Here is a 21247-nt window from a genome sequence, read left to right as displayed (position 1 = left end):
TCCTCACCATTCCTTTTTTATGACCGCAAAGCCTCTGCTGCCCAGCCGCTCACCCCGCAGCCCTCGCTGCCACAGGATCCGGCCTTCCAGCCATTCCGGCATAAGCGCCGCATCGTTTTCTTCCATATTCATGGCAACCAGCACGGACTCTTCCGGAAGCCGCCTTTCATATACATACAGCCTGCTTCCCTTTTCAGCGCTCACCGTGCGGAAGCTGCCCCGGCGCAGGGCCTTTTCCCCGTTCCGAAGGCGGATAGCCTCCCTGTAAAATGACAGGAGCGTATCCCCCCGCCCCCAGGGCATAGCCTGTCTGTACTCATCCTCCAGCACACCCTCCACCCCCAGCTCATCCCCGTAAAATACGGAAGGCATACCCGGAAAGGTCATAAGGAAAAGCACCGCCAGTTCATAAGCCCCTCTGTCCTTGCCGCACAGTGACAAAAACCGGCTCACATCATGGCTGTCCAGCAGATTCATCTGGGCGAAAACGCTCTGCCTCCTGTAGCGTATCCGCATATGGGTAACCCTCCCGTCAAAGGCCGCCGCATCTATGGAGCGGGAGGCAAAAAACCTGCGGCAATGCTTGCGGAAATCATAATTCATGGAAGAATCAAAAATCTTTCCGTCCAGCCAGTGTCCCGCGCTCTCCCACACTTCGCCGATCAGCGCCGCTTCCGGATTCACGCTCTTCGCCGTCCGGTAAAACCGCCGCCAGAAATCGTCATTCACTTCACTCGCCACATCCAGCCGCCAGCCGTCAATATGGAACTCCTCCAGCCAGTACCGGCATACCCGGCAGAAATAATCCGCCACCGCTTCCCGGTCCGTTGCCAGCTTCGGCATCATGCGTTCATACCCAAAACACTCATAATCCGGATAAATTTCCGGATCCTCCGGCCTGTGCACCGGGAATTCCAGCCGGTAAAACCAGTCACTGTATTGGGAATCCTTCCCTTTATCCACAACATCCTCGAATTTATCCCACTGCCATCCACAATGATTGAACACGCCGTCTATAATAACACGCATTCCGTTTCCGTGGCACGTATCCACCAGTTCGCGGAAATCCTCATCCCGGCCGAAGCACGGATCCACATGAAAATAATCGATCAAATCATACTTATGATATTCCCCCGCGGCGAAAATCGGATTCATATACAGGGTGTTAAATCCCAGCTCCTTCAGATAACTGATATTTTCCGTAATTCCCCGCAGTGTTCCGCCCCGTTTCCCTCGTACTGTTTTTCCATGGAATTCCTTCCTGCTCCCCTCATTGCTGATAAACCCTTTCCCTGAAGCAAAGCTGTCCGGAAAAATATTGTAAACCACCGCATCCTGCATCCATTGGGGAGGCCGGACAAGATCATCCCTGTGCATATAGGGAAACTGGTAGTATTCCGAGCGGTCATCCACACAATGATCGGAGAAAAAATCCCCATAATACAAAAACCGTTCTTCCCCCGCCGTCAGCTCGAAATAATAACATAACCGCCTGTAGGGGCTTACAAACTCCGTTTCATAATAATCGAACAGCTCATCCTGCGCCGCCACCTTCATGAGGACAGAATCAAAAATCACCGGCGTCTGCCGACAGGAACGATCCCCGTAATACAGCCGGCAGGCATCCATATCTCCCCGCGCCGTACGGAGCCGGAAGACCATACGTTCCTCATCCAGGGCAAAAGCATACTGTGACATGGGAATATGCAAAACTGCTTTTTTGTTCATACCGTATCCTTTCAGCCTTTTACACCGCCTGATGTCAGGCCGGTTGTCATGTTTCTCTGCAATGCGAAGAATATGATCAGGATAGGGACGGAAACCACTATGGACGCCGCCGCAAACACCGGCCAGCTGCCGCTCATCTCCGTAGCCTGCAGGGAATAAAGCCCTGCCGCCAGCGTATATGTTTCCTCTCCCGTCATAAAGTTAATGGCAAAAATATATTCATTCCACACATAAATAAGCACCATCATCCCCGTCACCACAATCGTGGGCCTCGCCAGAGGCAGCACGATTTTCGTCACCAGCTGCACCGGTTTCGCCCCGTCAATCATGGCCGCTTCTTCTATTTCCACCGGAATCGTATCAAAATACCCTTTCATATTCCACAGGGCAAATACCGACATGGTTCCCGTATACACAATGAGAAGCCCCATCCTGCTGTTGATAAGCCCCATGGGACTCAGCAGCTTATACAAAGCCGTCATGGAAAGCAGCGCCGGAAATGCATACAGCAGAATCAGAAGCCGCAGAATAACTTTCCTTCCCGGAAATTTTTTCCTGGAAAACACATAGGCTGCCGGGATTCCCGTCCCCAGGGAAATGAAAACCGCGGCCGCCGCCATCCATATACTGTTGGAAAACCATCTTAAAATAGGTTCCTCCACAAATACCGCCCGGTAATTCGCCAGCGTCATATGCTTCGGAAGAAAAGAAAAATCGGAGCTAAGCAGACTGTTGTCAGCATTCAGTGACACGGAAAATGCATACAGCACTGGTATCAGCACCAGAAAACACAGCAAGACAAAAAAGAGATTAACCACAAGCAGCAGCGCCGCTTTCCTGGCTTTTTTCCCGGTTTTATAAGCCATTTACCCCTCCTCCTTCCTCTTCCCTCCGGTCACACAGGAAAACAGAATCAGCATAAGGAATATAAGAATAGACACTGCCGAACTGTACCCGTAATTATTGGTTATAAATGCATTTTCATAAGCATAGGTAAGAATGGTATGAATATGCGCGCCTGTCTTCCCTCCCGCCTGCTGTGTCAGCAGGTAAATCACATCGAACTGCTTGAAAGTGGTGAAGACCGTAATAATGACGGACGGCGCAATAATGGGCCTGATCATGGGAATCGTGATATACCGCGCCCTGTCCAGCCAATTCGCTCCCTCCAGCAGGGCACTCTCATAAAAGCTTCTGTCCACGCTCTGCAGGGCACCGTCAATGATAGTTATCATAAACGGCAGCGCCAGCCACAGATTTACAACCGTACAGCACACAAAGGCAAGCCCGTCCCCCGACAGCCAGCTTACCGGCTCCATCCCCAATTTCCCAAGCCACTGATTCAAAAGCCCGAACTGCGAATTAAACATCCCCGTCTTCCAGAGCAGAATGGAAACATATCCGGGCATCGCCCAAGGAAAAATCAGCAGCGTTTTATAAATATTGCGAAGCCGCAGTCCCGGAAGATTCAATAAACTGGCAAGAAGGAACGCTATCACCAGCTGCAGCACCATATTGACAACTGTCCATACCACCGTCAGAACAAGCGCCTGCAGAAACCCATTATCAAATACCAGCAATGCATCCCTGTAGTTATCCAGCCCGATCAGCTCATAATCAAACCAGTGGTATACGTTCATATTGGTAAAAGAAATGTAACCCGTATATACAATGGGAAAGATAACGATCAGCAAAATCAAAAGCAGCGAAGGCGCCGACCACAGATATGCTGCTATTATCTCTCTCTTTCTCCCCTTACGCTCCACCCTTTTTCTCCTTTCCCGCTTCTCACTTCATCTGCCCGATCAGCCGGAGTGCTTCCTTCTGCGCCTTGACGCAGCTTTCTTCCACTCCCCTGCCGCTCATATTAATATCAGCCAGCAGATTTCCTGCCACCGTCCACATAACATCCATTTCCGGCCGGTTCGGCATGGGAACCGCATCTTCCGCCGTCTGCTTCATAGCCATAACCACATCATCCGACAGGATTTCTTCCATCTCATAACAGGCCTCGCTGGCCGGGGCACAGCCGCTGGCCTTAGCCAAATCCACCTGAAGCTGCGGATCCATCAGCTTACGAAGCACCAGCTCCACCGCTTCTTTTTTATTCTCCCCTGCGATTTTAAGCACCTGGATCCCCTGAACCCCGCTGTAAGGCGCAATCGGCATTCCTGTTTCATCCACCACAGGCATGGGTGCAATCCCCAGATCCATTCCCGTCTGCCGCACAGCAGGCACCAGCCACGGCCCCGCTATCGTAGCATGTGCTTTCCCTTCGCTGAAAAGAGTATTTACCGTGGCATATTCGCTTTCCCCCGGCATAAGCTCCACAAACTTCTTATGATACTCCAGCGCCTTCTGCGTCTGAGGCAAATCCAGCCCCGGTTCCCCCTGGTCATTCATGATATATCCCCCGAAACCATGAATCCACCCCGCGCTGTAATAAGCCGTACTATGCTGCTCCACAAACCCATAATGGCCTCCCTTTGTATTCTCCTCCATATAAGAATAAAGCTCCTCCGTAGTCTGCGGAACCTCTTCCTCCTTCATATACCGCTTATTATACATAAACAAAAGCGTCTCATAATAAACCGGCAGCTGATATACCACATCCTGATAGGTTGCCGCCTTAATCGTCATATCCATATACGGTTCCAGTTCCTCCATGGGAATAAAATCCGTAACAGGAGACAAAATCCCCATCTCCGCATAAACACCAATCTTATCATGAGCAAAAAAATACATATCCGGCGCAGCTTTAGGATCATTCCCCACCATTTTCAAAGCTTCCGTCAAATCGCTTTTCCGCTCCAGCTTCACCGTCACCTCCGGCGCCAGCTCATCCAGCTGCTTCTGCAGCACCTGGACAACCGCATCCTCCTTATCATGCCATATCGTAATAACCGATTGATCCGCCGCTTCCTTCCCCTCCTGGCCGCAGCCCCCCAAAGAGACCGCAGCCAACATAAAGGCAAGTGCAGCGCTGATTATTTTCTTCCTCATACGCACCTTTCCGCCCCTAACCGGGCATCCCCTTACCCTTTCCTTTTCTTACCCGCCACCACCGCTGCAGCAATCACAGCCGCTGTCACCACGACCACCAGAATGATCACCGGCGCCCTGCTTCCGCTCTGTTCCACAGACACACCCGTTTCCTCCACACCAGGTTCCTGCGTTTCCTCCGCCGTCATCCGCTCCTCTGTCTCACCCGCCGTGCCTTCCGCCACAACTGCCCCTTCCGGCTCCTCATAAAAAACAGAAGCATCCTCCGCACTGTTCACAACCACCCAGACATCCTTTCCCGTATCAACCGAAAGATCCGCCGTCTGCACACTTCCCTCCGACCCATTAACAATAACAGAATTCACCCATCCAGGCACACTTATCTTCAGCCACCCGGAACCATCCTCCGCCAACGCTTCTCCCGGCCACGCCGCAAATGCATTCGTCCCATCCGGCGCCGACCACGCCCAAAGACAGGGACTCTCCCAATCCGCCGGCGCTTTCACCCACACTGTAACATCCGGAACCTCCTCCGCATCCGGATCCTCATAACTGAAATCATAACTCCCATCCTCACCGACACTCACCCAGATATCCGCAGGATCTATCGATATATCCTCCGTCTGCACCGCCCCGTCATCCGCATTCACAATAATAGAATTCACCCAGACAGGAACCTTCGCCTCATACCATCCGCTCTCCTTCAGAGCCAACACCTCCCCGGGCCATGCCTCAAACACATTCTTCCCATCCGGCGCCGACCAGGCCCACAAACAAGGCTCCTTCCAGCTTTCATCCACCTTCACCCGCACCACGAACTTTTCCACATACTCCGGAATATCCCCCTTCGTCTGCGGATCCGTAAAAAGCTCCGCATTCTCTCCATCCTCAACAACAATCCACGTATTCCTCCCCTCCAGCACCAACTCCCCCGTCTGCACATCACCCTCATCCGCATTAACAATCACATGATCCGCCCACGAAGGAATCCACACATAATACCACCCCTCATTCCCCCTGTCCGCATCCATCTCCTCACCCGGCCAGGCCGCAAAAGCATTATTCCCATCCTCATCCCAAGCCCATATACAAGGATTCTCCCAATCCTCCGGCACCTGCACATACACAGCCACCCGTTCCTCCCCATTTTCCGCCAAGACACTAAAAGGCACCCAAAACACACCCAACAAAACACCCAAAACCAACAATCCCCACTTCTTCCACCGTTTCAACATAATCCAACCTCCTCTTTCTCTTTTCCGCCTGTTCCAAAACCGCAACACAAACAACTCCCAAAACCAACTTCTTCCTACCCAATCCCATATCCCGCATCCCCTGAAATATCCGATTGATTATGCTCAAATTCTACCATCCCCACCCACCCCCAGCAATCACTATTTAAGTAACCGTTTACCCTGTTTTTTGTACAAATCCCATCATTTCCCACCCCATTTTCATACAATTACCCCAATCTTTTCCTCCTTTTCTTCAATCCCTCCAAATTTTTGTGAATTATTAACGAAACTGTTTCCCTCTTTCCCCTTAGTAAAAATCTCCTCTTATACCCCTTCCCCACCTTTCTCCCCATCGTAAACCTGCCCTTCAGGATAAACGCATCCTCCACAGGGGCCTGCCGCCCTGCCTTTTTCCCTCCTCTCCGGACGGCTGTGTATGTGTTTGCTGAGACATCTGAAAAAATAGTGATGTTTCTTAATGTTCCGTTCAGCCGGAAGACTGCCGCCCCTAGCGGCTTGTCTGACGAACGCAGTGAGGAGTTTTGCCGCGTTGGCAGCCTTCCGGCTGAACGGAACATTTAGAAACACCACCATTTTTGAAGCTGACTCAGCAAACACATACACAGCCGTCCGAAGAGGAGGGAAAAAGGCAGGGCAACCAGGCCCCTGTGGAGGATGCGTTTATCCGTTTCTCCGCCCAATGCTTGACCTTTATAAATAGAAGTGTTATAATTTTAACAATGGGCTTTAAAGGGAGGACTCTGCCCTCCCGCGCCCCCGAAACCTATTAAATATCACACAAATTCAATTCTATTAAATGAGGTATGGACAAATGAGTACAAGTTTCGATGGACTGATTTCCAAAGTAAAAGAATGCGGACAGAAGACAGTTTCCGTTGCTGTCGCACAGGACAGCGCCGTTCTTGAAGCAGTAAGAGCCGCCAAGGACCGCGGCATCGCCAATGCCATCCTGGTTGGTGACGAAGCCAAAATTAAAGCGATTGCCGAAGAACTCAAGATTGATGTTTCTGATTTTGAAATCATCAATGAACCGGATGAATGGACCGCTGCACTTACCGCCGTTAAGCTTGCCCATGATGGAAAAGCCGATATGTACATGAAGGGCCTTCTGGAAACCAAAACCTTCTTAAAGAGTATTCTTGACAAGGAAGTCGGCCTGCGCACAGGGCGCACCCTGTCACATGTCTGTGTATTTGATATCCCCGGAATCGAACAGCTTCTTTTCTTTACCGACGTTGCATTCATGACCTATCCTACTCTGGAGGATAAGGTACATATCATTGAAAATACCGTTGAAGTGGCTCATGCCTGCGGCATTCCTAATCCCAAGGTAGCTCCCCTTGCCGCCGTTGAGGTTGTGAATCCCAAAATGCCTGTTACCGTTGATGCGGCAGAGCTGACCAAAATGAATGAGGAAGGGAAAATCACCGGCTGTATCGTAGACGGACCTCTTTCCCTTGACCTGGCTATCGATGAAGAAGCCGCCCGCCATAAAGGGGCTACACACCGCAAAATCCAGGGAAATGCCGACGTCCTGCTCTTCCCTGACATCCATGCAGGAAACCTGGTTTACAAAGCTATCGTCCATATGGTTGACGGCGTAAAGAACGGCTGTATCTTAACCGGTACCAAGGTGCCCGCCATCCTTACAAGCCGCTCCGATTCCTTTGAGACAAAAGTAAATTCCATCGCTCTGGCCGCTGTCGTTGCGGAAGAGCTGAACAAGACCCGCTGAAAACAGTCCGTCAATGAAACCATGCGGCAAAGCCGCTGTGATTAGAAAAGGAGAGCGAAAACTATGTCTTATAAGAGCTTAATCATCAATCCCGGTTCTACATCTACTAAAATTGGCGTGTTTGAGGATGAAAACCTTCTTTTTGAAGAAACCTTAAGACACCCCACGGAAGAAATCTCCAAATATGCTTCCATCATCGATCAGAAGGACTTCCGTAAGGAAATTATCACAGACCTTCTGAAGGAAAAAAACTTTGATATAAATTCCCTTGATTTTGTCGTAGGACGCGGCGGCCTGTTAAAGCCTATCCCGGGCGGCACCTATAAAGTGAGCGACGAACTGCTTCACGATCTGGAAATCGGCTATCAGGGACAGCACGCTTCCAACCTGGGAGGCATCCTTGCAAGAGAAATCGGCGATTCCATCGGCGTTCCTTCCTTCATCGTTGACCCCGTTGTCGTTGACGAGCTTGAACCTATCGCCAGATATTCCGGCTGTCCTGAGCTTCCCAGAAGAAGTATTTTCCATGCGCTCAACCAGAAGGCTGTTGCCAGAAGATACGCAAAGGAATCCGGCATCCCTTATGAACAGCTGAACCTGATTGTGGTACACATGGGCGGTGGCTGCTCCGTAGGCGCACACAGAGGCGGAAAGATCGTGGATGTCAACAACATTCTTGACGGCGAAGGCGCTTTCTCACCGGAACGCGCCGGAACAGTACCTGCCGGTGATCTGGTTAAAATGTGTTTCTCCGGCAAATATACGGAAAAAGAAGTTTATAAGAAGCTGGTTGGCGGCGGCGGTTTCAACGGCTATGTGGGAACAAACGATGCCCGTATCGTAGAAGATAAAGCGCTGGAAGGCATTCCGGAATACGTGGCAATATTGGATGCATTCCATTATCAGATCGCCAAGGATATCGGAGCTATGGCTACCGTTCTGAACGGCAAGGTCGACAAAATCATCCTCACCGGCGGAATTGCTTATTCCAAGGTTACCCGTGATGATCTGCAGAAACGTGTGGGCTGGATCGCTGATTTTGTTGTTTATCCCGGTGAAGACGAACTCCTGGCTCTGGCTCAGGGAGGCCTTCGTGTAATAAAGGGTGAGGAAGAAGCAAAGGCTTATTAATCAGCCGCTGGGAAGGATAACGGATAAGATACATGACGAAAAAAGAACTGGCAATTGCCAATCATGATAAAAAATACAATTGCTGCCAGGCTGTGGCCTGTTCCTTCTGTAAGGAAATCGGAGTGGACGAGGAAACTCTGTTTAAGGCAGGAGAAGCTTTCGGGCTGGGCATGGGCGGAATGGAAGGCACCTGCGGCGCCGTATCCGGTGCGGTAATGCTTGCCGGCTTTAAAAACAGTGACGGACAGCTGAATGATCCGAAAACAAAAGCGGAAACCTACAAGCTTTCCCGTGAGATCGTAAGACGCTTTGAGGAAAAAAACGGCTCCCTCATATGCCGTGATTTAAAGGGCATTGATACCGGAACCGTGCTCCGCACTTGTCCGGGCTGCATTGAAGATGCAGTGGAAATTGTCCAGGAAGTCCTTGGACTGTAATCCCTGTTTCATTTCATTTTGATATAACTAGCAAAAAGCTTGTTCGGAGATTGTCGATCCGGGCAGGCTTTTTTGCTGTCGGAAAAGAATGCATCCGGCTCCGATGCCTGTTTTTACTATATTTATTGTTTTACTTTCTTTTCTTCCTTGAATTTGTTTCGATTATTTTATTAGATTTTAAGACCGGCCCGAAGGCCTGTTGATCAGACTGGCAGAAAGAAATACGGCCAGTCCTGAAGATTTTCAGACAATATCAGAAATCTTGTATTCTTTGCATAAACGTTCTCTTAGTACGGTGTCTTCACTGATCTGTGATAATTCCTCCAGACGGTTATCCTGTAAAAGAGCCTTAACCAATTCGAGGATTCTTTCTTCACTCTCTTTTTTCTCGCCTACTACCCATTCCTCAAATGTCATAAACTTTGCCTCCCATTCCCGGCTATATTATAAACATTTATTTACGTTTTATCAACCTGCATTTACCCGTTTTCCTATTTTTTTCCTGCCGCGGCGGTCAAAATCCTGCCGGTTCCAGCGGAACAAAGGCGCCAGGAATTCCACGAGCGGTTTCCAGGAAAATACAGCTACCAAAAGAACGCTGAACAGGAGGGCTACCGCCTCTTCATGCTCGATAAAACTGAAAAACTTTATCTTGCTTAACAGCTTAATCACAAATCCATGCAGAAGATATACCGGCATGGTATTGGCTCCGATATAGGAAAGAAAGGGAATCTTTCTCACGGGCATACACAGAAGGAAAAAAGCAAGCCACAAAAGGGCCGCAGCGATGCTTAGAAGCCTGAACTGCCAGCCATAATTTCCCTTTTCATAGGAAATAGATCCGTAAAACCATGCGGATTTGATATCCTCCACATTCTGTCCGATCAGCCAGACAAAGGCCCCCAGTATGATTCCCAAAATGAGAATGGCAGCGCCTTTAATAAGCCATTTTTTTCTTTTATCCGCCTGATAATCCGGCTGTTCCTTCTCCTTACGCAGCCCCGATGCCGTCTCCTGTGCTTTCCTCTTCATATCCCTGTAATAAACGCCTAACAGGAAGTAGGGGAAGAACTCCACGATCCTGGATGCGGACAGGAAATAACCGGCTTTCTCATCAAAACCGATGAATACGCTGGCAGCGGCCGCCGCGAGCAGCATGGCCATTTTTTTCTTCATCCCCTCCACCTGCACCAGGGGCAGCACCAGATTCCATACGATGATGGCAAAAAGATACCACAGCAGCCAGTAAGGGGTCGTATACTGCATATCCGCATCCTTGTCCAGAATCTGATTGGAAAAAAGCAGATACAGTGTCTGGAAAATCAGATAGGGATATATCATATTATTTTTTATCTTAGACGGGTTATACCGCGCAAAAACACCGGACACAAAAGCAAAAAGGGGCATGTGAAAAGAATAGATCACCAGATAAATCACTCTTTCCGGTGAATTTTTCCCCATAAACAGCTCCAGCATATGCCCGAAAACCACGGAAAAGATCAACAGGCATTTCAGATTATCCATCTGGTAATTTCTTCTGTTCGTACCGGCTGCAAGCATGTGGGCATCTCCCACTTTCTGTTCCATCATAAACCTCCAGGATGTCAATCAATAACTGCTTTACAAACTATAGCCCTTTTCCTTTCGGTTGTCCAGATTGAATATTCTTAAAAATATTTAATTATTTCTTAGTATACAGAACATTATTACAAGAAAAACCTTTCCCTTTTCCCATTATTAAGCAGCCGCGCCGGAAAGGTGCCCAATCCAGATGGTTACCCTGAAAATACCATCCTCATGGCTTATCTGTATATGGCCTCCGTAAAGCTCCACCACATCCCGGACCGATCGAAGTCCATAGCCATGCCCCTCCGCTTTTTCTTTCGTGGTCACCAGCCGCCCTTTTGCCTCCTTCACTTCTCCTGCAAAGGTATTTTCCACCTCAATGCAGAGCGCATCGCCGACCAGCCGGGCCTTCAGGGACAGTCTCCTTTTTTCCTTCTCCGGTATTCCCGAAGCCGCCTCCAGCGCATTGTCCAGAAGATTGGCAAAAATAGTGCACAGGCTCACATCATCCATATCATAGACTTTTTTCAGTTCCATGTTAATAAAACAGGGAATATCCAGCTTTTCCGCCAGATTATATTTTGCATTGATCACCGCATTCACCAGACCGTTCTCACAGAATTTCCGGCTTCCGGCTGCAGCGGCAACCTGCAGCTTCTTAAAATAATCCAGGGCTTTTTCATACTCTCCTGTTTCCATAAAGGAGCCGATAATCCCCAGATGGTTATTCATATCATGCCGAAGCTTGCGGATGGCAAGCTGATTCTGTTCCAGTTCTTCATAGTAGGACTGCCGCAGCTTCATATTTTCATTCTCCAGCTCCTGCCGCACAGCATCCCCGATATACAGGCACAGCCAGATACAGCCCAGGCTGGCAACAATACAGGCGATGCAGGAAGGATAAGCTGTCCATGCATTTTCAATCCTGGCTGTGGAGATTACCGTAATGCTCCCGATAAAAGCCGCCGTGCAAATCATATCCGGGAGCAGCCATATCTTAGCCGTCATCAATCCCGCCATTCTGGACAGCTTTTTCTGGAATCCATGATAAATTCCCGCCCAGAACAAAACGCGCAGCATATAGCTTATCCATGTCAGAAGCCTGTCAAGAAAATATCCGCCGGGCGTAAGGCGGAAATAAATCAAACCTGTCAGATCCGTAGTGATAAAATTCACGGAAACCATGATAGGGAATAAAATCAGCACTACGGATATTTTTTCGATATTGGTTCCCCCATAAAATAAGAACACCGTTGCCGTGTACAAGAGCAGCATTGCCGCTATATTAATGGGATCTTCCGGAAACACCACCATGTCACCGGTAAGCCAGATGCCTATAAAAGCAGCTATATTCCAGAAAATTCCCTGCTTTTTTTTCACAAAACAGGCAGTAAGGCGAAAAATGTAATATATATAGACAGATATTGTTCCTGCCAGAAACAGATATTCCAGTGTTAAATGTATCATCTCAGCATAAACCTCGCAAAAGCTGCCGCCGTTTCCTGGGCGCAGGATCGGCTCACGGCAATTTTATCCCCGCCGCAGAGCAGGGAGGTATTTTCCAGTCTCGTCACATAGTTCAGATTAACAAGGTAGCGATTATGGCACCGGATGAAGGTATCCGGCAGCTCCGGTTCTATTTCCCCAAGCTTTCCGTAAAAGGTTATATTCTCAGTACCGGTAACCGCCGTCACCTTTCTTCCCTCGCTGACGAAGTACCGCGTTTCCCGCAGAGGCAGCTTATATGTTCCCGACTTCTGCTCCACTATATAGTATTTTTCTGCCGCCATATCCAGCTCCCGGAGGGCCTGATCAAGAATCTCTCTTATTTTTTTATCCTCATAGGGCTTTAATATATAATTCAGGGCCTTCACCTCATACCCATGGAATACAAAATCGGGATAGGCGGTTACAAAAATAATAATTGCCGTACAGCCAGACTTTCTCAGAGCTTTGGCCGCTTCCATTCCATTCATCCCGCCCATTTCTATGTCCAGGAAAATAATATCCGCAGGCCGTTCCTCATTTCTTCGCAGAAGTTCTTCTCCGCTCTCAGCTTCAGTAATATGGTATTCAAGCCCGCTCAGCTCCAACTGCGTACCGGCAATATGGCGCAGGTCATTTCTTAATTTCTTTTCATCATCACAAATCGTTATTTCAAGCATTTCTCCGCTCACTCCAACCGCTGATTCCTACTGATTATTATTGCGTACGTATTAGTATACCATATTCCCGCTGTTCCTAAAATGGGCTTTCCATAGAAATCACTTTGTCCGTCCAATCTCTGTAAAACCGTTCCTCATGGGATACCAGAATCACGGTTCCTTCATATTTGACCAGCGCTTCTTTGAGGGCTTCCTTCGCCAACTCGTCCAGATGGTTCGTAGGCTCATCCAGAATGAGGACATTGGAGGGCATCAATGTCAGACGGCACAGCTTTACTTTCGCCTGCTCTCCTCCGCTTAAGGTAGAAAGCTGACGTTCTGCTTTTTCCCTGTCAATGCCGCAGCCTGCCAGATGCTGTCTGGCTTCCTTCTGCGTCAGGTGCGGAAACCAGTCCAGCAAAGCCGACAGTGGTGTCATATTCTTTCCATTCCATTCGGATTCCTGTTCATAATAACCTATGCAGGCAGTGTCCGCCAGGGTAAAACCACCCTTTAAGGGGGACAGTTCACCTACCAGGGTTTTCAGCAGAGTGGATTTACCGATTCCATTAAAGCCTGTGATCGCAATTTTCTGCCCTCTGCGTACCTCAAAGCTGATATCGCTTATGACCGGATAATAGTACCCTGCCGACAGATGGGATACCCGCAGGGCGGTCTCGCCGTGAGGTTCTCCAGCCAGAGGAAAGGTAAAAAAGGGCTTAATCAGTGTTTTAGCCGGCGGTTCCAGACGCTCCAGTCTTTCCAGCTGCTTCCGGCGGCCCTTGGCCATTTTACTGTTGACACCGGCAATGTTCTTCCGTATATACTCCTCGGTTTTCTTTATTTCCCTTTGCTGCGCCGCATACCTTCGGATGTATTCTTCCCTGAGGTGTTTTTTCTGCTTCAGGAAATCCGAATACTTCCCGGTATATTTATGAATCGTGCGTTCCTCAATATCACAGATGCATGTACAGACCTTTTCCAGGAAATTATAGTCGTGAGAGACTACCATAAAGGCTTTGGGAAAAGCGGACAGATAATCGGAGAGCCATTGAATGTGTTCCTTATCCAGGAAATTGGTAGGTTCATCCAAAAGCAAAACATCCGGTTCCTCTAACAGCAGCTTAGCCAGAATCACCTTGGCCCGCTGTCCTCCGCTCAGTTTCCCCAGTTCCTTTTCTATGCCGATGGCCATAAGGCCCAAGCCTTCGCAAATCCGCTGAATCCGATAATCAATGGAATAAAAGTCGGCCGCTTCCAGCATACGCTGATACCGTTCCGCCATTTTCCATACTTCTTCTGCGCTGCTGCCGGAAATCCCGGAATTCCCGGATACCGCACAGCCTTCATAGGCTTCCAGCATCTTTTTTTCAAGCTCATAGAGATTTGCAAAAGGGGAATGCAGATATTCCAGAATGGTCTGTCCCCCTTCCGTTTTTGCCTGTTGGTCCAGATAGCCGATATGGATTCCCGGCTGCCATACCAGGAAGCCCTCATCGGGTACCAGAATGCCTGCGCATAAATGTATCAGGGTACTTTTCCCCACGCCGTTGGCTCCCACAATGCCCATATGTTCTCCTTTAAAAAGAGAAAGTTCCGCATTTTTATACAGTATTTTGTCCCCGAAGCTGAGAGACAGTTCTTTTATATCTAGTAAACTCATTTCCTTTTCCTCACTTTTCCAACGATAAATATATAAAACCCACGATCCTTTTTTTCGCATTTTCGTTCCTTTGCAGATTTCTGCATCACAACAAAAAAGCAGAAGATCGCAATGTTACATTCGACCTTCTGCTTTCCCGTTTACCGCAATATCCGCCGCAGAAATAAATCTGCCGCTTTCCGGCAATACAAAAGGCCGCAGACAAAACATTGTCCGCGGCCGCTTTCACAGTAAAATCACTCATGTTAAAAACCGGTATACAAAACAAACATCCCTCCTGCCGTCCTTTATACAAACGGCAGCTGACATGTCCCTTCCTTCCCTGTTTTAACGATGAATTCTTTTACCTGTAATTAACCTCTGTACAATGTCTCATCCATTTCAATTGTACAGAGTTGATTCGCCTTGTTAACTGATCAGTTATTGCCGGAAGTTTCATTTTCCTGTCCCTGATACCTTTCCTTGAATATGGTTTATGCTATCATAACAGCAAATTCTTGTCAACCATTCCCTTTTTCACTGATATCTTCACTGATACCTGCCTGGCTGATACCCGCCATATATCCTTCGATCTGCAGATATTCCGACTGAATCCTGTGATACATATCCAGGATCGGCTGGCAGCGGTTTTTGGTTATTTCCATGATTTCGTCAAAATCCATCGTCACCTTGTCAACGACGTCTTTATCTATCAGTCCGTCCTCTTTCATTTTATTAATAATGGAGAGAATACGCTCTTTGGGAAATGCATCCTTATAGCTTCTGGTTCCTGCCAGCGCGCTGACAATATCAGCCACCGCGACGATCCGTTCCCCCATGGTAAGGTCTTTGCCGGAAATACCCTCGGGATAACCGGAACCATCCATTTTCTCATGGTGGCGAAGGGCAATCCTTTTAATTTTTTCTTCCACATCCTGCCCCAGTATTTTTTCTGTGAGCTCCACGTGGGTACGCATGACACGCATGGCCTGGGGACTTAATTTTCCCGGGAATTCCAGAATTTCCACCGGTATTCCAATTTTGCCCAAGTCATGAAGCAGTGCACCGAAATATACATCACTCAGCTGCTGGCCTGTGATCCCCAATCTTTTTGCCAGCTCGTAGCTGATGCTGGTCGTGGTCATCGTATGTGTTACGGTATGGCGGCTGCGGAAATCGATGGTGTATATGACCATATCCAGATACTTTCTGATTTCTTCCTGCGTAAAGGGAAAGCTCCATAAGCGTTCCCAGAATTCTTCTTCCCCCTCCTCCTGTACAGGCATAGTTTCTGCAAACGCATCTTGCATGAGCATCTCCGCTATCCACGGGCAGTATTTCTTTCCTCCGTCGGCTTTCAGCAGCTGAACAAACTCCGGGAAGCTCTTCCTTTCTTTTTCCATAAAGATATCGGCCCTGTCCGCAATATTCAGAAGCTGGGCCACTATTTTGTTTTCTTCCGATACCTCGTTCAGGTCTTTCAGAATGCACCAGGGTGTATGATGAAAAAGAACCGCAGGGGCAAATCTTGTCAAAGGAGTAAAATACTTGATGAACAGGTAGCCATAGGCCGAATGGTTCTGCACATTACTGGTTTCAAACTCCAGCATACGGCTGATCTCATCCGTTTTATAGGCGCCGATATCATGGAACATGGCGATGACGGAAATATCCCTAGCAGTCGCGGTATCATAACTTCCCATCTGTTCCAGAAGCCGGGAAACCATGCAGGCTACGCGGAAGCCATGATCCACCAGCCGGGAGTCCACATAATTGCAGGTGCGCCGGATGATGCCTATCATGCCCTTATTATCAATATAATTGGTGTATTCTATCATCTTATTTTTCCCTTCGCCTCTTCCTTCCGGGCAAAAATTTCACGGAAGGATTCCTCGAAGGGCGCCGTTGCGATCCCGTATTCCGTAACAATACCGGCAATCAGCTTATGATCCGTCACGTCAAAAGCAGGGTTGAATACCTTCACCCCTTCCGGCGCCATACGTTCTTTATACCACATTTCCGTAATTTCCTCTGCAGGACGTTCTTCGATATGGATTTCCGCACCGGTGGCTGTATTCATATCTATCGTCGATGTAGGCGCACAGATATAAACAGGAATATGATAATAATCAGCCGCAATGGCTACACTGGAGGTACCGATTTTGTTGGCGGTATCCCCGTTTGCGGCAACTCTGTCGCAGCCTACAAAAACAGCGTTTACCCATCCGTTTTTCATGACCGTGGCGGCCATGTTGTCGCAGATCAGGGTGACGTCCACGCCGGAGGAAAGCAGCTCATAGGCAGTAAGCCTTGCTCCCTGCAGCAGCGGGCGTGTTTCGTCCGCAAACACATGGAAATGATAGCCGCGTTCTTCTCCCAGATATATCGGGGCTGTTGCGGTTCCATATTTGCTGGTAGCCAGCTGTCCCGCATTGCAGTGGGTGAGGATTCCGTCCCCCGGCTTTACCAGGCTGAGGCCATATTCACCGATGGTCCTGCAGACCCGGATATCTTCTTCTTTTATGGCAATGGCTTCTTCCCTTAAAAGCGCTTTGATCTCTTCTACCGGCTTGTCTTTGCTGTCGGTCACTTTCTTTTCCATCCGGTTCAGGGCCCAGGAAAGGTTCACTGCCGTAGGACGGGATGAATCCAGATACTCCTTCTGCTTTTTGAATTCACTGTAAAAGGCTTCATAATCGGCAGCCTGAATCTGCTTTGCCAGAAGATAAATCCCAAAAGCCGCCGCCACACCGATGGCAGGGGCCCCTCTTACCTGAAGGAGGTAAATAGCGTCCCACATCTCCTGAGCCGTTTTCAGCCGTATGATCTCTGTCTTGCCGGGAAGCTTTGTCTGATCGATAATGACAAGGGCATTCTCCTGGTCGTCCAGTTCCACTGTTTCATAATCCATTATATTTTTATTTTCCATTATTTTCCCCTTCCTTATTTTCCGTCTTTTATTTTTTCTTCCGCTTATCCTTCAGTCTGCCCTTAAGTGTCCCAACGGTAATTCCTTTCGCTTCCAGTTCCTGCAGGACTGCTGTCGCTGCAAAGATAAGGAAGAAAATACCCACAATAAGAAAATCCAGCTTTTTGGACATTTTCTTTTCCCAGTTTTTTATTTTTGCATCTGCTGTCAGTTCTTTTTTAGCCATACGGAAACCTCCTTCCCGCTTTCTTATACCGGATACGGCACATTTTACTCCGTCACCACATCTTCAAACCGGGCCTCCGCCGCTTTTGCCAGATCGGCGGGCGCAAGCTCAATCTGGGAGCCGATCCGGCCACCGCTTACTATGACAGTTGGCAGGGCTTCCGCCTTTTTCTCAATCACTGTCCGGTACTGTTTTTTCATGCCTATCGCTGTACAGCCTCCCCGGATATAGCCTGTAACTCCATTGATATCCTTCACATGCAGCATCGCCAGGGATTTCTGCCCCACGGCCCTGGCGGCTTTTTTCAAATCCAGTTCTTCCGCAACAGGGATTACGAACACAAAATATTCTTTTGCAGGCCCCTGTGTCACCAGTGTCTTATATACCTTTTCATGGGGAAGCCCCAGCATATCCGCCACCTGAAGCCCGTCCACGAATTCCTCACATTCATAAGTATAGTGAGAATACGGGATTTTCATACGATCCAGTATGCGCATGGCATTCGTTTTGATTTCTTTGTTTTTGGCCATTTTCGTTTCCTCTTTTTTTCAGTACGTACTTCATACGAAGCTATTATAACATACAGGGTGGAAAACGAAAATCTGCAATATAAAAATCATACGGTATACACAATGTTTATTTTGCGGGGTAAAATCTATAATACTTGAAACGATATTGTATTCCTTCCGCATGAACCAGCAAGGTTCTCTCATCTATAAATTGATAACTGCAGCGCTCCAAAACCTTTTGTGATTTCATATTACTTACCTCAACTGTTCCAATCAAATAAGGAATTTCATAGTTTTCAAATGCCCATTTTGTTACGGCTTTTACTGCTTCTGTTACATATCCATGTCCCCTGAACTCCGGCCGCAATTGGTAAAAGATTTCAGGTTCATGCAAATCATCATGTTTACCAACACCTACAGTCCCTAATAATTCGCTTGTTTTTTTATCGAACATACCAAGGGAGATCAGGCCATTGATGATATCCATATTATTATATTGAGAAATTATCCAGTCAAAAAAATTTTTGGAACCGCCAAGGCATGTTCGCTGAACTTCGTTTAGTGTTTTTTCAAATTCAGGAAAATCTATCTCTTTTAATGTACTTATTTTTAATCTCGGTGTTAATAATTCCATCCGCTTTACCCTTTCATTTTTATAAACACAACATTGTTATCACCAATAATTTTACTATATCTCCCACTCATTTCCTACTGAAAACAAACCGGAAATCTGTCATTTCCCCACAGATTTCCGGTTTGATGTTTTTTATCCGGAAGCAGGCGCCGGCATGAACCGGGCCTTCCGAATATATTTATTGGATATTCCTAATTCCGATAACAAGCACTTCCTCAGATCGCCCTGGCAACATCATACGCCTGCCATATGGCATTCATCAGATTCCCCACCCTGGCGGCATCCCCAATGATATGTATGTTTTTGCCATCTTTTTCAGCCAGCCCGGAACCGGGGATATAGCCGATAGAGGTAACTACGCTGTCGGCGGGAAGCGTCTTTTTCCCTTCCGGCCCCTCAATCTCCACTCCCGCATCGGTAATGGCTGTGGTTTTCGTCTGTGTATAAACAGGGATCCGGTAGAAACGAAGGATCTCCCGGAGCATATTGCTGTTGGCCGCACAGAGATTTGGCACATTCAGAATATCATCCATGAGTTCCACAATAACAGGCTTTTTCCCCTTCAGCACCGCATCATAAGCGATTTCACAGCCGGTGAGGCCGCCCCCGACGATCACAACATTTTCTCCGGTTTCTTTATAGCCTCTTAAATATTCCACCGCATTCATAACATTTTCCCTGTCCGCACCGTCTGCACGGAGGCTGCGGCATTTTGCGCCTGTGGCTATGATGATTTCGTCCGCATCCAGGGATGAAAGATTCTCCGGGTTTATCTCACTGTCCAGCCGAATGTCAACCTTCAGCTTTTCCAGCTGCCTGATATACCAGGCAATCAGCATTTTATCCTTTTCCTTAAAGGAAGGGGCTGCCGCCGCGATAAATACACCGCCCAGTTCCCCGCTTTTTTCATACAGGGTAACCGAATGACCGCGCAGGGCCGCCACGCGGGCCGCCTCCATACCGCCGATTCCGCCTCCGATTACCGCCACCCTCTTTTTCACGGCTGCCGGGGTCAGGGCCTTCTTCTTCTCTTCCAGAGTCGCCGGGTTCAAGGCACAATGACCGTTTCCCACCGGGTTCGTTCCGGTCGTTCCGTCCGGCCCCTTGCTGATGGCGAAGCAGCCATTATGACAGGCGATGCAGGGACGGATATCCTCTATCTCCCCTGCCTGTACCTTCGCACAGTATTCCCCGTCCGCAAGAAGCTGGCGGCCTATGGTCACCGCATCGATTTTGCCGCTTCGGATCGCCTCCGAAGAGGTATCCGGATCTTCCATTCTTCCGGCACAGAAAACAGGGATATTCACATGTTGCTTAATGAAAGCCGCATCCTCCAGATTACAGGCCAGAGGCATATACATCGGCGGATGTGCCCAGAACCAGGAATCGTAGCTTCCGTTATCCGCGTCCAGGGCATCCGCACCGGCTTCTTCCAGAAGCCTTGCGAGGGAAATGCTCTCCTGTCTGTCGCGGCCGAATTCCTTATAATCCTCTCCGGGAAGCACGCCCTGGTTAAAGCCTCTCATTTTACTGGTGACGCTGTAGCGGACAATGACCGGATAATCCTTTCCGCAGGCCTTCTTGATTTCCCGGATGATTTCCGTTGTAAAGCGTCCCCTGTTCTCCAGGCTTCCGCCATATTCATCCGTACGCTTGTTGGTGCCGGCAATGGTAAACTGATCCAGCAGATAGCCTTCGTGAACCGCATGGATTTCAATACCGTCGATGCCGGCCCTTTTACACAGCGCCGCAGCCTTGGCAAAGCCCTGGATAATATCCTGTATTTCTTCTTCCGTCATGGCCCGCTGAAGCACCTTGGGATCCCATACATTAGGCATATTATCACTGGCCGCCACCAGAAGCTTGTCCGTCCCTATCATTTTCCCGAGGACTTTGTTGTTCATTACTTTTTTCAGTTCTTTGGGCATTACCAGAACCCGCCCGAAGCCTGCGCCGATCTGAAGAAAAAATTTAGATCCGTAGCCATGGATTTCCTCCATCAGATCATGGATCGGCCCCATAAACATCTTTTCACTCTGATACAGCCACTTGTTTCCCATCAGGCTTTTCACACAGGTGATACCCGGTATAATCAGCCCTACGCCGTTCTTTGCCCGTTCCACCAGGTATTCCCTGCTGCCCTCATTGAATTTAAAGCCGGCATACCAGTTGATCGGTGTCGTCCCTTCCATAGGCGCATGGACAAACCTGTTTTTTACGGTTACTCCGCCTACCCGGACAGGTGTAAATAAAATTTCATGCTTTTGCTTCATATTGCTTCCCCGCCTTCCCTCCACGTTTTTTTCA

Annotated in this window: 20 protein-coding genes; 3 read left to right on the top strand and 17 right to left on the bottom strand. The window is 48.6% G+C overall.

The features are described from left to right. Positions 1–3: 3 nt before the first annotated feature. The 6 genes from BLA28_RS22830 to BLA28_RS33865 form a co-directional block, all read right to left on the bottom strand. The gene (locus tag BLA28_RS22830; RefSeq protein WP_071699502.1) at positions 4–1728 is read right to left on the bottom strand and encodes a glycoside hydrolase family 13 protein; all 1725 of its coding nucleotides are present in this window, start codon (positions 1726–1728) and stop codon (positions 4–6) included. A gap of 11 nt (positions 1729–1739) precedes the next feature. Next, positions 1740–2594: a sugar ABC transporter permease gene (locus tag BLA28_RS22825; protein ID WP_071699501.1), complete on the bottom strand. Its 855-nt coding sequence runs from the start codon at positions 2592–2594 to the stop codon at positions 1740–1742. Continuing rightward, complete coding sequence (locus BLA28_RS22820; protein ID WP_071699500.1) at positions 2595–3494, bottom strand: carbohydrate ABC transporter permease; 900 nt, start codon at positions 3492–3494, stop codon at positions 2595–2597. 22 nt (positions 3495–3516) lie between these two features. After that, a complete protein-coding gene (locus tag BLA28_RS22815) occupies positions 3517–4731 on the bottom strand; it encodes an extracellular solute-binding protein (RefSeq protein ID WP_071699499.1) in 1215 nt (404 codons plus the stop codon). A 32-nt stretch (positions 4732–4763) separates the two neighbouring features. Continuing rightward, positions 4764–5966, bottom strand: coding sequence for a starch-binding protein (locus BLA28_RS22810; protein WP_071699498.1), 1203 nt, complete (start codon positions 5964–5966; stop codon positions 4764–4766). A 227-nt stretch (positions 5967–6193) separates the two neighbouring features. Then, positions 6194–6355, bottom strand: a complete 162-nt coding sequence (locus tag BLA28_RS33865) for a hypothetical protein (protein WP_159464061.1) — start codon at positions 6353–6355, stop codon at positions 6194–6196. 443 nt (positions 6356–6798) lie between these two features. Here BLA28_RS33865 and ptb point away from each other — a divergent pair, with 443 nt between their 5' ends. From ptb to BLA28_RS22790, 3 genes are all read left to right on the top strand, one after another. Beyond that, positions 6799–7722, top strand: a complete 924-nt coding sequence (gene ptb, locus BLA28_RS22800) for a phosphate butyryltransferase (protein WP_009255192.1) — start codon at positions 6799–6801, stop codon at positions 7720–7722. A 63-nt stretch (positions 7723–7785) separates the two neighbouring features. Then, the gene (gene buk / locus BLA28_RS22795) at positions 7786–8853 is read left to right on the top strand and encodes a butyrate kinase (RefSeq protein ID WP_044963161.1); all 1068 of its coding nucleotides are present in this window, start codon (positions 7786–7788) and stop codon (positions 8851–8853) included. 32 nt (positions 8854–8885) lie between these two features. Beyond that, positions 8886–9290 carry a C-GCAxxG-C-C family protein gene (locus tag BLA28_RS22790; RefSeq protein ID WP_009255194.1) on the top strand — a complete coding sequence of 135 codons (405 nt, stop codon included), beginning with the start codon at positions 8886–8888 and terminating at the stop codon, positions 9288–9290. A 243-nt stretch (positions 9291–9533) separates the two neighbouring features. Here BLA28_RS22790 and BLA28_RS33860 read toward each other — a convergent pair whose 3' ends face one another. The 11 genes from BLA28_RS33860 to BLA28_RS22740 form a co-directional block, all read right to left on the bottom strand. Continuing rightward, positions 9534–9707 (bottom strand): hypothetical protein, encoded by a 174-nt coding sequence (locus BLA28_RS33860; protein WP_169897292.1) that lies wholly within the window; start codon positions 9705–9707, stop codon positions 9534–9536. A 51-nt stretch (positions 9708–9758) separates the two neighbouring features. Continuing rightward, positions 9759–10880, bottom strand: coding sequence for an acyltransferase family protein (locus tag BLA28_RS22785; RefSeq protein ID WP_081330002.1), 1122 nt, complete (start codon positions 10878–10880; stop codon positions 9759–9761). Positions 10881–11027: 147 nt separating this feature from the next. Then, entirely contained in the window at positions 11028–12323 is a 1296-nt protein-coding gene (locus BLA28_RS22780) for a sensor histidine kinase (RefSeq protein WP_044963157.1), read from the bottom strand. Next, complete coding sequence (locus BLA28_RS22775; RefSeq protein ID WP_009255198.1) at positions 12320–13021, bottom strand: LytR/AlgR family response regulator transcription factor; 702 nt, start codon at positions 13019–13021, stop codon at positions 12320–12322. Before BLA28_RS22775 ends, BLA28_RS22780 begins: the two co-directional genes overlap by 4 nt. Positions 13022–13097: 76 nt before the next feature. Beyond that, positions 13098–14663 carry an ABC-F family ATP-binding cassette domain-containing protein gene (locus BLA28_RS22770; RefSeq protein ID WP_069157918.1) on the bottom strand — a complete coding sequence of 522 codons (1566 nt, stop codon included), beginning with the start codon at positions 14661–14663 and terminating at the stop codon, positions 13098–13100. 500 nt (positions 14664–15163) lie between these two features. Beyond that, positions 15164–16480, bottom strand: coding sequence for an HD-GYP domain-containing protein (locus BLA28_RS22765; RefSeq protein WP_069157459.1), 1317 nt, complete (start codon positions 16478–16480; stop codon positions 15164–15166). After that, complete coding sequence (mtnA, locus tag BLA28_RS22760) at positions 16477–17571, bottom strand: S-methyl-5-thioribose-1-phosphate isomerase (RefSeq protein WP_069157460.1); 1095 nt, start codon at positions 17569–17571, stop codon at positions 16477–16479. The genes BLA28_RS22765 and mtnA overlap by 4 nt, the downstream gene beginning before the upstream one ends. A 28-nt stretch (positions 17572–17599) precedes the next feature. Beyond that, a complete protein-coding gene (locus BLA28_RS22755; protein ID WP_069157461.1) occupies positions 17600–17797 on the bottom strand; it encodes a hypothetical protein in 198 nt (65 codons plus the stop codon). Between the two features lie 44 nt (positions 17798–17841). Further along, positions 17842–18327 carry a Cys-tRNA(Pro) deacylase gene (ybaK, locus tag BLA28_RS22750; protein ID WP_044963147.1) on the bottom strand — a complete coding sequence of 162 codons (486 nt, stop codon included), beginning with the start codon at positions 18325–18327 and terminating at the stop codon, positions 17842–17844. A gap of 106 nt (positions 18328–18433) precedes the next feature. Beyond that, positions 18434–18940: a GNAT family N-acetyltransferase gene (locus BLA28_RS22745; RefSeq protein ID WP_069157462.1), complete on the bottom strand. Its 507-nt coding sequence runs from the start codon at positions 18938–18940 to the stop codon at positions 18434–18436. Between the two features lie 215 nt (positions 18941–19155). Then, positions 19156–21213 (bottom strand): oxidoreductase, encoded by a 2058-nt coding sequence (locus tag BLA28_RS22740; RefSeq protein ID WP_069157463.1) that lies wholly within the window; start codon positions 21211–21213, stop codon positions 19156–19158. Positions 21214–21247 lie beyond the last annotated feature (34 nt).

The organism is Eisenbergiella tayi (assembly GCF_001881565.1).
GTDB lineage: Bacteria > Bacillota > Clostridia > Lachnospirales > Lachnospiraceae > Eisenbergiella > Eisenbergiella tayi.
Note: the sequence above shows the minus strand (reverse complement) of the source record. Positions and strands in the feature narration are given on the sequence as shown.

Excerpts from the sequence above, each read along its gene's own strand:
- BLA28_RS22830 (WP_071699502.1), bottom strand. The coding sequence starts at position 1,728 with ATGAACAAAAAAGCAGTTTTGCATATTCCCATGTCACAGTATGCTTTT.
- BLA28_RS22825 (WP_071699501.1), bottom strand. The coding sequence starts at position 2,594 with ATGGCTTATAAAACCGGGAAAAAAGCCAGGAAAGCGGCGCTGCTGCTT.
- BLA28_RS22815 (WP_071699499.1), bottom strand. The coding sequence starts at position 4,731 with ATGAGGAAGAAAATAATCAGCGCTGCACTTGCCTTTATGTTGGCTGCG.
- BLA28_RS22810 (WP_071699498.1), bottom strand. The coding sequence starts at position 5,966 with ATGTTGAAACGGTGGAAGAAGTGGGGATTGTTGGTTTTGGGTGTTTTG.
- ptb (WP_009255192.1), top strand. The coding sequence starts at position 6,799 with ATGAGTACAAGTTTCGATGGACTGATTTCCAAAGTAAAAGAATGCGGA.
- buk (WP_044963161.1), top strand. The coding sequence starts at position 7,786 with ATGTCTTATAAGAGCTTAATCATCAATCCCGGTTCTACATCTACTAAA.
- BLA28_RS22790 (WP_009255194.1), top strand. The coding sequence starts at position 8,886 with ATGACGAAAAAAGAACTGGCAATTGCCAATCATGATAAAAAATACAAT.
- BLA28_RS33860 (WP_169897292.1), bottom strand. The coding sequence starts at position 9,707 with ATGACATTTGAGGAATGGGTAGTAGGCGAGAAAAAAGAGAGTGAAGAA.
- BLA28_RS22785 (WP_081330002.1), bottom strand. The coding sequence starts at position 10,880 with ATGATGGAACAGAAAGTGGGAGATGCCCACATGCTTGCAGCCGGTACG.
- BLA28_RS22780 (WP_044963157.1), bottom strand. The coding sequence starts at position 12,323 with ATGATACATTTAACACTGGAATATCTGTTTCTGGCAGGAACAATATCT.
- BLA28_RS22775 (WP_009255198.1), bottom strand. The coding sequence starts at position 13,021 with ATGCTTGAAATAACGATTTGTGATGATGAAAAGAAATTAAGAAATGAC.
- BLA28_RS22770 (WP_069157918.1), bottom strand. The coding sequence starts at position 14,663 with ATGAGTTTACTAGATATAAAAGAACTGTCTCTCAGCTTCGGGGACAAA.
- BLA28_RS22765 (WP_069157459.1), bottom strand. The coding sequence starts at position 16,480 with ATGATAGAATACACCAATTATATTGATAATAAGGGCATGATAGGCATC.
- mtnA (WP_069157460.1), bottom strand. The coding sequence starts at position 17,571 with ATGGAAAATAAAAATATAATGGATTATGAAACAGTGGAACTGGACGAC.
- BLA28_RS22755 (WP_069157461.1), bottom strand. The coding sequence starts at position 17,797 with ATGGCTAAAAAAGAACTGACAGCAGATGCAAAAATAAAAAACTGGGAA.
- ybaK (WP_044963147.1), bottom strand. The coding sequence starts at position 18,327 with ATGGCCAAAAACAAAGAAATCAAAACGAATGCCATGCGCATACTGGAT.
- BLA28_RS22745 (WP_069157462.1), bottom strand. The coding sequence starts at position 18,940 with ATGGAATTATTAACACCGAGATTAAAAATAAGTACATTAAAAGAGATA.
- BLA28_RS22740 (WP_069157463.1), bottom strand. The coding sequence starts at position 21,213 with ATGAAGCAAAAGCATGAAATTTTATTTACACCTGTCCGGGTAGGCGGA.